We start from the raw sequence: 14,025 nt of genomic DNA, 5'->3' as shown, positions 1-14,025 counted from the left end.
CGGCACCCCGCGACATGAAAGCCTCCGATATCCGCCAAAAATTCCTGACGTTCTTCGAGACGAAGGGCCACACCGTGGTGCGCTCTTCGCCGCTGGTGCCGGGCAACGACCCGACGCTGCTGTTCACCAACTCCGGCATGGTGCAGTTCAAGGACGTCTTTCTCGGTACCGACAAGCGCCCGTACGTGCGCGCCGCATCCGTGCAGCGCTGCCTGCGCGCCGGCGGCAAGCACAACGATCTGGAAAACGTCGGCTACACCGCCCGCCACCACACCTTCTTCGAAATGCTTGGCAACTGGTCGTTCGGCGACTACTTCAAGCGCGACGCACTCGTGTGGGCGTGGGAACTGCTGACGCAGGAATACAAGCTGCCGGCTGAAAAACTGTGGGCCACCGTCTATCACAACGACGACGAAGCCTACGACATCTGGACCAAGGTCATCGGTCTGCCGCCCGAGCGCGTCGTGCGCATTGGCGACAACAAGGGCGCACCGTACGCCTCCGACAACTTCTGGCAGATGGCGGACACCGGCCCGTGCGGCCCGTGCTCGGAAATCTTCTACGACCACGGCCCGGATATCTGGGGCGGCCCCCCGGGAAGCCCGGAAGCCGACGGCGACCGCTACATCGAGATCTGGAACAACGTGTTCATGCAGTTCGACCGCCAGCTCGATCCGGCCACCGGCGAATACACGCTGACGCCGCTGCCCGCACCGTGCGTGGACACCGGCATGGGCATGGAACGCCTGGCCGCCATCCTGCAGCACGTGCACAGCAACTACGAGATCGACCTGTTCCAGGCGCTCATCGCTGCCGCCTCGCGCGAGACCAACACCAAGGATCTGTCGAACAACTCGCTGCGCGTGATTGCCGACCACATCCGCGCATGCTCGTTCCTGATCGTTGACGGTGTGATCCCGGGCAACGAAGGCCGCGGCTACGTGCTGCGCCGGATCATCCGCCGCGCCATCCGCCACGGCTACAAGCTGGGCTGCCGTGCCGCGTTCTTCCACAAGCTGGTGGACGACCTCGTTGTGCAGATGGGCGAAGCCTATCCGGAACTGCGTGACGCGCGCGACCGCGTGGTGGATGTGCTGCGCACGGAAGAAGCGCGCTTCTTCGAGACCATCGAGCACGGCATGTCGATCCTCGACGCGGCACTGGGCGAGCTGAAGACGCGTGGTCAGGATGGGAAAGAGCGGATGTTCGACGGCGAACTCGCCTTCAAGCTGCACGACACCTACGGCTTCCCGCTGGACCTGACGCAAGACGTCTGCCGCGAGAACGATGTGATCGTCGACGAAGCCGCCTTTGACGCCGCCATGAACCGCCAGCGCGAGCAGGCACGCGCGGCCGGCAAGTTCAAGCTGGCCGCCGGCACGCTCGACTACACCGGCGACAAGACCACCTTCCACGGCTACGACCAGCTCGTGCGCGACACCGCGCGTGTGACGGCGCTGTTTGTCGACGGTGCGTCGGTCACGGAAATGCACCCCGGCCAGACCGGTGTGGTGGTGTTGGACCACACCCCGTTCTATGCCGAATCCGGCGGTCAGGTGGGCGATCAGGGCACGCTCAAGGCCGCCACCGTCCGGTTTGACGTGGCCGATACGCTGAAGGTGCAGCCGGAAGTGTTCGGCCACCACGGCGAGCTGCGCACCGGCGTGCTGAAGGTTGGGGATGCCGTGGCTGCGGAAGTGGACGCCGCGCGTCGTGCGCGCACCATGCGCAACCACTCGGCCACTCACCTGATGCACAAGGCCTTGCGCGAAGTGCTGGGCGCCCACGTGCAGCAGAAGGGCTCGCTGGTGGATGCGGAGAAGACCCGCTTTGACTTTTCGCACAATGCGCCGATGACGCCGCTGCAGATTCGTGAGGTGGAAGCGCGCGTCAACGCCGAGATTTTCGCTAACGCCCCGACCGCCGCCCAGATCATGGGCTTTGACGATGCGGTCAAGAACGGCGCGATGGCGCTCTTTGGCGAGAAGTACGGCGACGAGGTGCGCGTGCTGTCGATCGGCACGTCAAAGGAGTTGTGCGGCGGCACCCACGTGGCGCGCACCGGTGACATCGGCTTGTTCAAGATCGTGGGCGAATCGGGCGTGGCCGCGGGCATCCGCCGCGTGGAAGCCATCACCGGCGACAACGTGCTGCATTACCTGCAAACACTGGATAACCGCGTCAATGAAGCGGCTGCTGCCCTGCGCGCGCAGCCGGGTGAACTGACGCAGCGCATCGTGCAGGTGCAGGATCAGGTCAAGACGCTGGAGAAGGAGCTGGAGCGCCTGAAGTCCAAGCTGGTCGCAGCCCAAGGGGACGAACTGGTCAGCCAGGCCGTGGATGTGGCCGGCATCAAAGTGCTGGCCGCCAAGCTGGACGGCGCCGATGCCAAGACGCTGCGCGAGACGATGGACAAGCTCAAGGACAAGCTGCAGACCGCCGCCATCGTGTTGGGCAGCGTGAGCGACGGCAAGGTCGCGCTGATTGCCGGTGTGACGGCGGATGCGACTGCCAAGGTCAAGGCCGGTGAGCTGGTCAACTTTGTCGCCCAGCAGGTCGGCGGCAAGGGCGGCGGCCGCCCCGACATGGCACAGGCCGGCGGTACCGAGCCGGACAATCTGCCGCAAGCGCTGGCCGGTGTGGCAGCGTGGGTGCAGCAGAAGGTGTGATGTAGCGCCTTCCTTGGCTGACGCGATGCGCTGAACGGCGCGCGTTCCCGGCAACGGGGCGCGCGCCGTTTTGTTTTGCGGTGGGATTCCGTGCGCAATGCACCGATGTACGACTTGTATAAGCGTGAAAAACAAGCGCGTGCGTGGGGCAACGCTGGAGACAGGCTGCGCCATCGCCTATACCGGGGAGGCGTGACCGATTGCGTGGAGATTGTGTGGCCGCTGGCAGGCAATTTGCATCGGTGACGCGCGCTGTTCCCCGCAGCGCAGGTTGTTCCATCCCCATCCCCCAATCCGAGGAGAACCATGAGCGTCCTATCGAACGAGGTCGACGCTGTGCCGCCGGAGCTTTTGGCTGCGCGGCGCAGCAAACGATTGCTACGGGCGGTCGCGGCCGGTGTGCTGCTGGCCACGGGCATCGGCGCGTCGACGCAGCCCGTTGCGCAACTTGCGCCGGAATCGCACGCGCGCAAGGTCAAGGTGCTGATCATCAGCATGTTCGCGCCCGAGGCACAGCCGTGGATCGACAAGCTGGGCCTCACGCAGAACGTGCCCGTGCCGGGCCTGTCGATCGACTACCCGAACGTGCACTGCAACGCCAGCGACGTCTGCCAGCTCACCACCGGCATGGGCAAGGCGAATGCTGCGTCGTCGGTGTCGGCGCTGATCTACAGCGGCCAGTTCGACTTGCAGCGCACGTACTTCCTGGTGGCGGGCATTGCCGGGATTGATCCATCGCAGGGCACGCTGGGCAGCGCCGCATGGGCCCGCTTCCTGGTCGACAGCGATATCGCTTGGGAAATCGACGCGCGCGAGGTGCCCGCCAACTGGCCCAGCGGCTTCATCGGCGTCAACACGCAAGGCCCAGGGCAGAAGCCGCCGCTGGACTACAAGACCGAAGTCTTCCGCGTGAACGAGGCATTGCTGCAGAAGGCGCTGGCGCTCTCCAGGGGCGCGGTGCTGGACGACAACGCCACCGCGCGCGCCTACCGCGCCAACTATCCGAGCGCACCGGCCAACCAGCCGCCGGCTGTCGTGCAATGCGATACCGCCGCCGGCAACACGTACTGGCACGGTGCCAAGCTGGGCGAGCGCGAAGCGGCGTGGGTCAAGCTGCTGACCGACGGGCAGGGCACCTACTGCACCACGCAGCAGGAAGACAACGCCACGTTCGAAGCGCTTACACGCGGGTCCAAGGCGGGCCTGCTTGATCTGCAACGCGTGGCGGTGCTGCGCACCGCGTCGAACTTCGATCGGCCGTATCCGGGGCAGACGCCATACGACTCGCTGGTCAACAGCCACTCGGGCGGGTTCGTGCCCTCGCTCAACAACCTTGTGCTGGCGGGCGGCCCGCTGGTCAATGAGATCGTCACGCGCTGGAGCGTGTGGAAACACGGAGTGCCCTCGCCATGATCGATTCCAAGACCAAAGTTAAGACACACGCTCCCATGCGATCCATTGCCACGCTGTTCGCCGTGTGCGCGGCGGCACTTACCCTGAACAGCTGCGCGTTTGATGGCGTCAAGGTCATCGTCATTAACATGTTTCAGGGCGAAGCGCAGCCATTCATCGACCGCTATGACCTGAAGGAGAAGGTCTACATCTCCGGTCTGTCGCCCGACGCGCCCAACATGCTGTGCAACTACGACGGCATTTGCCAGGTCACCACGGGCATGGGCTACGCGAATGCGGCGGCGACGATTTCTGCGTTGCTCTATCGCAGCAAGCTGGACCTGACGCACACCTACTTTGTGATTGCCGGCATTGCGGGTATCGATCCGGGGCAGGGCACGGTGGGCTCGGCGGCGTGGGCGCGCTATGCGGTGGATTACGGCATCTCGCACGAGATCGACGCGCGCGAAATGCCCAACGGCTGGCCCTACGGCTACTTTGGTATCGGCACCAGGGGCCCGGGCGAGAAACCGCCGATGGACTACCGCACCGAGGTATTCCAGTTGAACGAGGCGTTGCTGCAGCGCGCATTCACGCTGTCGAAATCGGCCACGCTGGAAGACAGCCCGGAGGCCATCGCCTTCCGCAAGAATTATGCGATTGCGCCGGCCAACCAGCCGCCATCGGTCATCCAGTGCGATGTCGTTTCCGCCGATACATGGTGGGCCGGCCGCAACCTGGGCCAGCGCGCGCGTGACTGGGTGAAGACGATGACTGACAACAAGGGCACCTACTGCACCACCGCGCAGGAGGACAACGCCACGCTGGAAGTGCTCACGCGCGGCGCCCGTGCAGGCAAGGTCGATTTCGGCCGTGTAGCGCTGCTGCGCTCGGGGTCCGACTTTGACCGCCCGTACGACGGCCAGACGGCCGCCGATGGCCTCATCAACTACGCGCAGCAAGGCGGCTTCGTACCGGCCACGCACAACCTCGTCAACGCGGCAAAGCCGTTGCTGGACGATATCGTGACCCGCTGGCCGCAATGGAAGCAGGGGGTGCCCGCAAACTGATCGTTGTGTGCAAGGCTGCTTACGTTACATTCCAACGTTTTCAATGACAATCATTTTCAGTTGATGGGCTGCGACAGGCACCTTGCCTGATCGCTGGCCATCGCTTCCGCCGGGCGAGCCAGCGGGTTTTCACGTGCCAGCCAATGGGTCGACGCGCCGCATCTGTTTTTGTGGCGCATTTTTTTTATCCTTCAGCGCATTTCTGGGCGCGTCCGGTTTCGCCAATCCTGATTGATTCCTTGCCTGCAATGACCAACCATCGCGCGCTCGCGCGCCGCGCCTGTTCAAGCTCGGCATGAAGATCGACCTGTGATGATGTTTTCTGGAGTGCAACGCATGCAATCGCTGCTTCGTTTCTGTGCCATCGCGTTGGTGGCACTGGTATTCACACAACCCGCAACGGCTGCCGGCAAATGCGTGCTGATGGTCGTATGCGTGGAGGGCAAGAACCTGCCGATCGACAAGCAGATCGACAAGCAGATCGCCGCAGGCCGCAAGCTGTTCGACGCGGCCATCGATTGGGCCGCCGCCGGCATAGGATCAAACAACGGATGCACCATCAACCATCAATAGAGAACCAACCCGGCCTCTAATTCTTCTTCAACGCCCCCAAGACATCCATCGGCAACGGAAACACAATCGTTGAAGCCCTGTCACCGGCAATTTGCGTAAGCGTCTGCAGATAGCGCAACTGAATTGCCTCAGGCTGCTGCGCCAGCATGCGCGCCGCCTCCAGCAGTTTCTCCGAGGCCTGCAGTTCCCCCTCCGCATGAATGACCTTGGCCCGCCGTTCGCGCTCGGCCTCGGCTTGGCGCGCAATGGCACGGACCATCGATTCATTCAAGTCGACGTGCTTGATCTCCACATTTGCAATCTTGATCCCCCACGGGTCAGTCTGAATATCGAGCACCTTCTGGATGTCGAGATTGAGCTTCTCGCGCTCGGCCAGCATTTCATCCAATTCGTGCTTGCCAAGAATCGCCCGCAGCGTAGTCTGCGCAAGCTGGCTCGTCGCCTCCAGAAAATTGGCGACCTGGATGATGGCCCGCTCGGGGTCGACCACGCGGAAGTACACCACCGCGTTGACCTTGACTGACACGTTGTCGTGCGAGATCACGTCTTGCGGCGGCACATCCATCACCACGGTGCGCAAGTCCACACGCACCATCTGCTGCACGGCCGGAATGATGAGCACCAGCCCTGGCCCCTTTACTCGCCAGAAGCGGCCGAGCATGAACACCACGCCGCGCTCGTACTCACGCAGCACCCGGAACGATGAGATAACGAGCAGCACGGCCAGAAAGATCAGGCCGCCTGCGCTGAAGAAGCCGTAAATCATGTTTCTTCTCCTTAGGATGACACCGGCACCACGCTCAACTTGAGACCATGCCGCGCCGTCACACGCACGCGATCGCCGCGTGCTATCGGGCCATCGCAATGCACGCGCCAGCGTTCGCCATGCACTTGTGCCCAGCCCGCCGCGGGATCGTTGGGGTCGGTCGGGTCCAGTTCCAGCAACTCGCCTGTCATGCCGATGATCGTGTCGCCGCCAGTCACCTTGGGCCGTCGCCGCGCACGCACCGCCATGCTGGAGAGCAACAGGATCACAGCCAGACTCATCAACGCCATTGATACGATCAGCGGCAGCGGTACGCCAAAGCCCGGCGTTTGCGTATCGATCAACATCACCGCGCCGAGCACGAACGCGACGATGCCGCCCACGCCCAGCGCACCGAACGTCGGCAAAAACGCCTCGGCCACCATGCAGCCGAGGCCCAGCGCAATCAACGCCAGCCCCGCGTAGTTGATCGGCAGCATCTGCAGCCCGTAGAGCGCCACCACAATGCACACCGCGCCCAGGATGCCGGGCACGACCATCCCCGGCGTCGAGAACTCGAAGATCAACGCATACACCCCCACCGTCAGCAGCAACAGCGCGAGGCTCGGGTCGGTGATGACGCCGAGGAAGTGGTTGCGCCAGTCGGGCTCCAGCACGACGGCCTGCGCGCCTGCGGTGTGCAGCGTAACCAGGCTCGCAGATGCGCCGGTGGTGCGTATGGCACGGCCATCCACTTGTTTGAGCAGATCAGGAATATCGTTGGCGAGGAGGTCAATCACGTGCTGGTTGGCCGCTTCGGGCGCGTCCAGACTCACGGCTTCGCGCACGGCGCGTTCGCCCCAGTCGGCATTGCGGCCGCGCAGTTGCGCCAGGCCGCGGATGTACGCGGCGGCGTCGTGCATCTGCTTGCGGGCCAGGGTGTCTTCGTTGCTTGAGGGTGCGGCGGGCGCGCTGGCCGGCTTGGCGGCATCACCCGGGCTTGGCGCATGGCCGCCGATGCCGATCGACACGGGCGATGCAGCGCCCAGATTGGTGGCCGGTGCCATCGCCGCGATATGGCATGCATAGAGGATGTAGGTGCCCGCACTGGCCGCGCGCGCACCACCCGGCGCCACGTAGCCCGCCACCGGCACCGGGGAAGCAAGGATTGCCTGGATGATCTGCCGCATTGACGCATCCAGCCCGCCGGGCGTATCCATCTGCAGCACGACAAGTTGCGCGCCTTGTTCGCGCGCCTGCTGCAAACCGTGGACGACGTAGGCGGCAGTCGCAGGGCCGATGGCGCCGTTCACCGGAAGCACGATCACCGGCGCGGCTGCCATGGCAACGCTGCACCATGCGGCGGCGATGCCTGCCGCCAGCCAGCCCACACCTTGCCGCATCCACCCTGACCACATTGACGGTCGCATAGGCGCCTCCGTCGTGATTGCCGCGCTCGATACGTTAGACCGCCGGCACGGTCGATCTACTCATTCGAGCGCATTCGAGCTTATTCAAGCTTATTCAAATTTAGGCAGCCATGGCTTCGCCGGCGGGCGTGCTTGCTTCGGCATGCGGCTCGCGCAGCACCTGCAGCAGCGCTTGCAGGGCCGGCCCCGCCATGTCGCGATGCCACGCGAGCACCGTGTCGACGCGGCCCGGCTTGCCGAGTTCGTGAACACTGATCTCTGGCGCGTTCGTGTATAGCTCCAGCACCGAGCGCGGCACCAGTGCCACGCCAATGCCGGCCGCCGCACACGCGATGATGGCGTGATACGAGCCCAGTTCCAGCACGCGCGACGGCACCACGCCGTCTGCGGCAAACCAATCCTCAATCAACTGCCGATAGGCGCAGCCGGGCTCGAAACCGAGCAGCGCGGGGCTGTGCACATCGCCCGCGCGGCGGATGGGCGGATGCGCCCGGTGGGCGATCAGCACCAGTTCTTCGGCAAAGGCGGACAACGTGGTCATTGCCGCGCGGGCATTGGTCAGGCTGGCGGTCTCGGCGATGAAGGCGCAATCCACCTCGAAGTTCGACAACGCCCGGATCGACTGGCGTGTCGTCATCGTCACCAGTTCGAGTTGCACACGCGGCCAGCGCTGGTGCAGCGTGGCCAGCAGCGTCGGCAGCCGGCTTGCGGCAGTGCTTTCCATCGAGGCGATGCGCAGGCGCCCGTGCGGCTCGGCCGGCTGCACGGCCTGACGCGCTTCGGTGGCAAGGCGCAGGATGTCGTCGGCGTAGGTCAGCAAAGTCTGGCCGGCCGGTGTGAGCACCATGCGTTTGTTCTCGCGCACGAACAGTTGCACGCCCAGCGACGCTTCGAGCTGACGGATGCGCGTCGTCACGTTCGACTGCACCCGGTTGAGTTGCTGGGCCGCCCGGGTGACGCCGCCTTCTCGCACAACCGTCCGGAAAATCTCGAGCGAGGCCAGATCCATGATGTATCTCAAATGCTAATGGGTTCGTTCAATATAATTCATTTTTCAGGATGAGCAGCCTTGCGTACGATGAACTGCCGATTTCTTCATCCCCGCTTCCTGCAATGGTTCCCATGGACCACACCCTGTCGTCTTCCTCTGCCTTATCTGCCGTGCAGCACAAGCGCGCCGCCGCGTGGCGTGTAGCGATTGCGGGTATGGTGGCCCTTTCGGTGGCCATGGGCATCGGCCGCTTCGCCTTTACACCGATTCTGCCGATGATGCTGCACGACGGTAGCCTGACGCTTGCGCAGGGCAGTTGGCTAGCCACGGGCAACTACCTTGGCTATTTCGTCGGCGCGCTGGCCTGCATGGCGGTGCGCGGCGACGCGGCGCGGCTCATCCGCACTGGCCTGATCGCGACTGTGTTGCTCACGGCCGGGATGGGCGTGCTGCAGGGCCAGCCGGCATGGCTGGTGCTGCGCTTCGCGGCCGGCATGGCCAGCGCACTGGTGTTCGTCTTCACCGCTGGCTGGTGTCTGCACAAGCTGACTGAGCTAGGGCATGCGGCGCTGGGCGGCATCATCTTCTGCGGGCCGGGGCTCGGAATTGTCATTCCGGGTTTGGCGGCCAGCGGCATGGTCGCGCTGGGTTGGCATGCAACGTCGGCGTGGATTGCGTTTGGCGTGCTGTCAGCGCTGCTCTCGGCGGCGGTGTGGTCCACGATTGAACCAGAAGCACGTTCACATGCCGCGTCTGCACCGGCTGCGTCTGGCACGACGCCCGGCCTGGATCTGCCCACCACCGCCGTCACGCTCGCCTACGGCCTGGCCGGTTTTGGCTACATCATCACCGCCACGTTCCTCCCGGTGATTGCGCGCAAGGTGCTGCCGGCCGGCTCCGTCTGGCCTGACTTGTTCTGGCCGATGTTCGGCGCCGGCGTGGCACTGGGCGCCTTCCTTTCCACGCGGATCAGCCTGGCGCGCGACAACCGTGTGTTGTTGGCCACCGCATACGCCATGCAGGCCGTTGCCGTGACAGTCAGCATCGTTTGGCCGACGGTGCCGGGGCTGGCATTGTCGAGCACACTGCTTGGCCTGCCGTTCACGGCCATCACACTGTTCGCCATGCGCGAGGCGCGTCGCCTGTGGCCGCACGCTGCGCCGCGCCTGATGGGCTTGATGACGGCGGTGTATGGCATCGGCCAGATCGTTGGGCCGCCGCTGGCCAATCGGCTGTTTGCCGCCACAGGCGGCTTCAATGCCTCACTGGCGGTGGCGGCAGTGTCGCTCATGGTGGGCGTGACCACGTTCGCCGCCGTCAAACGCGCCGCGCCTGTACGCGCATGATGGACTGCATGTAGCGCAGGTCGACGCGCGATCTGCGCGCACGTTCTAGAATGCCTCCTCCATTGGAGGAGCCCCATGTCTTTTGCCCTGCGCCCCGGCGCCGTCGTGCCCGGGGGCGAGATCAGCGAGGCCGAGCGCGCCGTGCGTATCGACCTGGCAGCCGCCTATCGCCTGGCCGCGCTCAACGGCTGGGATGACCTGATCTACACCCACCTTTCGGCCACCGTGCCGGGCGAGCCCGACCACTTCCTCATCAACGCGTTTGGTTTGTCGTTTGATGAGATCACCGCGTCCAACCTGGTCAAGATCAACCGCGCCGGCCAGCTCGTGGGCGATTGGCCTGATGCGGCCACGCGCCCGTTGGTCAACGTGACGGGGTTTGCGCTGCATGCCGCCGTGCACGCTGCGCGGCCCGATGCGCATTGCGTGATCCACCTGCACAACACGGCGGGCATTGCTGTGTCTGCGCAGAAGCACGGGCTGCTGCCTCTGTCGCAGCACGCGCTGCGCTTTCACAAGCGCATTGCGTATCACGATTACGAAGGGTTGGCCTTTACACCTGAAGAGGGCGCGCGCCTGACCACATCCCTGGGGCCGTCGTTTGCCATGCTGCTGCGCAACCACGGCACGCTCACCATTGGGCGCACCGTGGCGGAAGCCCACGTGCTGATGGCCACGCTAATCAAGGCGTGCGAAATCCAGATCCAAGCGCTGACGGGCATAACCGGCGACGGGGTCGTCGCGCCCGCACCGCAAGTGGCCGACCGCGCTGCAGAGCAACTGGAAGACGGCGGCGCCATTGAAGGCGTGATGGAGTGGCCAGCCCTGCTGCGCAAACTGGATAAAATTGACGCTTCATATCGCGACTAATGCGCGAACACCTGACACCGGAGACACCATGCCGACTTTCCATATTGAAATGTTTGAAGGCCGCACCGTTGAACAGAAAAAGAAGTTGGTCGAAGAGGTGACGCGCGTCACCTGCGAGACCCTGGGCTGTGCGCCGGGCTCGGTCGACATCATCATTGCCGACATCAAGCGCGAGAACTGGGCCACCGGCGGCGTGCTCTGGTCTGAACAGAAGTAAGCCCTTCTTCCATCTCTGTGCAGGTCCGCCATGCAGCCGATGCAACACTTCGCCTCTGACAACTACGCGGGCTTCTGCCCCGAATCGCTGAAGTACTTCCTGGAAGCCAACGGCAGCGGCCACGAGCCCGCTTACGGCGATGACTCCTGGACGCAGCGCGTGTGCGACCGAATCCGCGATCTGTTCGAGACCGACTGCGAAGTCTTCTTCGTCTTCAACGGTACGGCGGCCAATTCGCTGGCACTGTCAGCGCTGTGCCAGTCGTATCACTCCGTGATCTGCCACGAGCTGGCGCATATCGAGACGGACGAGTGTGGCGGCCCCGAGTTTTTCTCCAACGGCTCCAAGTTGCTGACCGCCAAGGGTGAAAACGGCAAGCTCACGCCCGATGCGATGGAGGCTCTGGTTACGCGCCGCTCCGATATCCACTACCCGAAGCCCAAAGTCGTTTCGCTCACGCAATCGACGGAAGTGGGTACGGTCTACACCGTGGAAGAAGTGCGCGCCATTGCGGCCATCGCTAAGCGCCGCCAATTGCGCGTGCACATGGACGGCGCGCGCTTTGCCAACGCGGTGGCGTCGCTCGGCGTGCATCCGTCGGAAATCACCTGGCGCGCGGGCGTGGACGTGCTGTGTTTTGGTGGCACGAAGAATGGCCTGCCGGTGGGCGAGGCGGTTGTCTTCTTCGACCGTCGCCTTGCCGAGGATTTTGCGTATCGCGTCAAGCAGGCCGGGCAACTGGCCTCGAAGATGCGCTTCATCTCTGCACCGTGGCTGGGCCTGCTGGAGAACGACGTTTGGCTGCGCAACGCGCGCCACGGCAACGCGATGGCGCAGTTGCTGCATTCGCGCATCGTCGACGTGCCGGGCGTGCGCATCATGTTCTCGACCGAATCGAACGCTGTGTTCGCCGAGCTGCCGCTGCCTGCCATCGAAGCGCTGCACGCACGCGGCTGGAAGTTCTACACATTCATCGGCGCGGGCGGTTGCCGCCTGATGTGCTCGTGGGATGTGCAGCCCGAAACGGTGGAAGCCTTCGCTGCCGACATTCGCCTCGCTTGCGAACAAGCCGTCTGATTCATCCCCAACCCGCTCATCTCACTGCCATGAGTTTCGACTACCGCTTCTGCCCGCAATGCGCCACGCCGCTCGTCGAGCAGCACACCGCCGGCCGCTTGCGTATCGCATGCCCCGCGCCGGACTGCGGCTTCGTTCACTGGAACAATCCGCTGCCGGTGCTGGCGGCGTTGGTCGAATATCGCGGACAGATGTTCCTGGCGCGCAATGCGTTGTGGCCGGAGGGCATGTTCGCGCTCGTCACCGGCTTCATGGAGCGCGATGAGACACCCGAAGAGGGCATCGCGCGCGAACTGAAGGAAGAGACGAACCTCGACGCGCAGTCGATCTCGTTGATTGGCGTGTACGAGTTCATCCGCAAGAACGAGCTGATCATCGCGTACCACGTTGTCGCCGATGGCGAGATCGCGTTGTCGGAAGAACTGGTCGAATACCGCCTGAAGCCGTTCGAGAAGGTGCGTCCGTGGACTGCTGGCACCGGTTATGCGGTGGCGGATTTTTTGACCGCGCGCGGTCTGCCTGTCAGCTATATCGACATCCGCACCGGCGAGCCCGCAGAGCCGCCGCCGAGACAATGGCAGCCCACGCGGCTCGTTACAATGGCGGAATGACTTACGCGAGCCGCCGTTAGACCCACCGCACGCTGCTCGCTCGCAAACCAGAGGAAGACATGGAGTTCCAGAAGGAAATCGACGCACGCGGCCTGAACTGCCCGCTGCCCATCCTGCGTACAAAGAAGGCGCTTGCCGACATGCAAAGCGGCGACGTGCTCAAGATTCTCGCTACCGACCCGGGCGCCACGCGCGACTTCCAGGCGTTTGCCAAGCAGACCGGCAATGAGCTGCTGGAGCACAGCGAGCACGACAAGGTCTTTACGTTCTACATGCGCCGCCGCTAGATTTGCAGCGCGCAAAAACACTGCGGGGCGATCCGGGCAGCTTGCCGGATCGCCCCGCGGTCGTTTAGAGCGATGTTGGCGCCTTACTTGCGCGCCTCCATCGCCATGCGCAGCGCCAAGCTCGTCAGCACTGTCCCCATCAGATAACGCTGGACCGACAGCCAACTCGGCTTGCGTGAGAGAAACGCGGCGATGCTACCGGCTGTGGCGGCAATCATCGAGTTGACTGTCACGCTTACGCAGATCTGCGTAATACCCAGGCACACCGACTGCACCAGCACGCTCCCGTGCGCCGGCTCAATGAACTGCGGCAGCAGCGAGAGATAGAGCACCGCCACCTTCGGATTGAGCATGCTGGTCAGCAGGCCCATCGTGTAGAGCTTGCGCGGGCTGTCAACCGGCAGCTCGCGCACCTGGAACGGCGCGCGGCCACCCGGTCGCACAGCCTGCCAAGCGAGATACAGCAGATAAATCGCCCCGCCAAAGCGCAGTGCATCGTAGGCAAACGGCACCGCCATCAGCAGTGCCGTAATGCCAAATGCCGCACACAGCATGTAGAAAACGAAGCCCGTAGCGATGCCCGCAAGCGATACCAGCCCCGCATTGCGCCCCTGGCAGATCGAACGCGAGATCAAATAGATCATGTTCGGGCCGGGCGTCAGCACCATGCCGAGCGCGACCAGGGCAAAGGTGAGCAGGTTGGTCAGCGTAGGCATGGCGGGCTCGGGGGCTGGCAAGAGAAAGAAG

The 14,025-nt window shown here is 64.0% G+C and carries 14 protein-coding genes; 10 read left to right on the top strand and 4 right to left on the bottom strand.

From position 1 onward, the window contains the following. The first annotated feature begins 14 nt into the window (after positions 1-14). The 4 genes from alaS (at position 15) to PSUB009319_RS07090 (ending at position 5,704) form a co-directional block, all read left to right on the top strand. Positions 15-2,669 carry an alanine--tRNA ligase gene (alaS, locus tag PSUB009319_RS07105; protein WP_124381532.1) on the top strand — a complete coding sequence of 885 codons (2,655 nt, stop codon included), beginning with the start codon at positions 15-17 and terminating at the stop codon, positions 2,667-2,669. A gap of 306 nt (positions 2,670-2,975) precedes the next feature. After that, a complete protein-coding gene (locus PSUB009319_RS07100) occupies positions 2,976-4,082 on the top strand; it encodes a purine nucleoside permease (protein WP_124381531.1) in 1,107 nt (368 codons plus the stop codon). 35 nt (positions 4,083-4,117) lie between these two features. Next, complete coding sequence (locus PSUB009319_RS07095) at positions 4,118-5,131, top strand: purine nucleoside permease (protein WP_124381530.1); 1,014 nt, start codon at positions 4,118-4,120, stop codon at positions 5,129-5,131. Between the two features lie 336 nt (positions 5,132-5,467). Then, entirely contained in the window at positions 5,468-5,704 is a 237-nt protein-coding gene (locus tag PSUB009319_RS07090; protein WP_124381529.1) for a hypothetical protein, read from the top strand. A gap of 16 nt (positions 5,705-5,720) precedes the next feature. Here PSUB009319_RS07090 and PSUB009319_RS07085 read toward each other — a convergent pair whose 3' ends face one another. The 3 genes from PSUB009319_RS07085 to PSUB009319_RS07075 form a co-directional block, all read right to left on the bottom strand. Then, positions 5,721-6,470 carry a slipin family protein gene (locus tag PSUB009319_RS07085; RefSeq protein WP_124381528.1) on the bottom strand — a complete coding sequence of 250 codons (750 nt, stop codon included), beginning with the start codon at positions 6,468-6,470 and terminating at the stop codon, positions 5,721-5,723. An 11-nt stretch (positions 6,471-6,481) separates the two neighbouring features. Beyond that, positions 6,482-7,879: a nodulation protein NfeD gene (locus PSUB009319_RS07080; RefSeq protein WP_124381527.1), complete on the bottom strand. Its 1,398-nt coding sequence runs from the start codon at positions 7,877-7,879 to the stop codon at positions 6,482-6,484. A 100-nt stretch (positions 7,880-7,979) separates the two neighbouring features. Continuing rightward, positions 7,980-8,888: a LysR substrate-binding domain-containing protein gene (locus PSUB009319_RS07075; RefSeq protein WP_124381526.1), complete on the bottom strand. Its 909-nt coding sequence runs from the start codon at positions 8,886-8,888 to the stop codon at positions 7,980-7,982. 113 nt (positions 8,889-9,001) lie between these two features. Here PSUB009319_RS07075 and PSUB009319_RS07070 point away from each other — a divergent pair, with 113 nt between their 5' ends. The 6 genes from PSUB009319_RS07070 (at position 9,002) to PSUB009319_RS07045 (ending at position 13,278) form a co-directional block, all read left to right on the top strand. Beyond that, positions 9,002-10,216 (top strand): YbfB/YjiJ family MFS transporter, encoded by a 1,215-nt coding sequence (locus tag PSUB009319_RS07070; RefSeq protein ID WP_124381525.1) that lies wholly within the window; start codon positions 9,002-9,004, stop codon positions 10,214-10,216. 75 nt (positions 10,217-10,291) lie between these two features. Beyond that, entirely contained in the window at positions 10,292-11,086 is a 795-nt protein-coding gene (locus PSUB009319_RS07065) for a class II aldolase/adducin family protein (protein WP_124381524.1), read from the top strand. A gap of 28 nt (positions 11,087-11,114) precedes the next feature. Further along, positions 11,115-11,303, top strand: a complete 189-nt coding sequence (locus PSUB009319_RS07060) for a 4-oxalocrotonate tautomerase (protein WP_124381523.1) — start codon at positions 11,115-11,117, stop codon at positions 11,301-11,303. 39 nt (positions 11,304-11,342) lie between these two features. Next, positions 11,343-12,380, top strand: a complete 1,038-nt coding sequence (locus tag PSUB009319_RS07055; protein ID WP_124381675.1) for a low specificity L-threonine aldolase — start codon at positions 11,343-11,345, stop codon at positions 12,378-12,380. A 29-nt stretch (positions 12,381-12,409) separates the two neighbouring features. After that, positions 12,410-12,991 carry an NUDIX hydrolase gene (locus tag PSUB009319_RS07050; protein ID WP_124381522.1) on the top strand — a complete coding sequence of 194 codons (582 nt, stop codon included), beginning with the start codon at positions 12,410-12,412 and terminating at the stop codon, positions 12,989-12,991. 59 nt (positions 12,992-13,050) lie between these two features. Further along, the gene (locus PSUB009319_RS07045) at positions 13,051-13,278 is read left to right on the top strand and encodes a sulfurtransferase TusA family protein (protein WP_004629370.1); all 228 of its coding nucleotides are present in this window, start codon (positions 13,051-13,053) and stop codon (positions 13,276-13,278) included. Between the two features lie 83 nt (positions 13,279-13,361). Here the strand turns inward: PSUB009319_RS07045 and PSUB009319_RS07040 are convergent, their stop codons facing one another. Continuing rightward, on the bottom strand, positions 13,362-13,994 hold the full coding sequence (locus tag PSUB009319_RS07040; protein WP_124381521.1) for a LysE family translocator: 633 nt from the start codon (positions 13,992-13,994) through the stop codon (positions 13,362-13,364). Positions 13,995-14,025 lie beyond the last annotated feature (31 nt).

Source organism: Ralstonia sp. SET104 (assembly GCF_003851545.1).
In the GTDB taxonomy this organism is placed as follows: Bacteria; Pseudomonadota; Gammaproteobacteria; order Burkholderiales; family Burkholderiaceae; genus Ralstonia.
The sequence above is the reverse complement of the archived record's forward strand: the minus strand, read 5'-3'. Positions and strand labels throughout refer to the sequence as shown.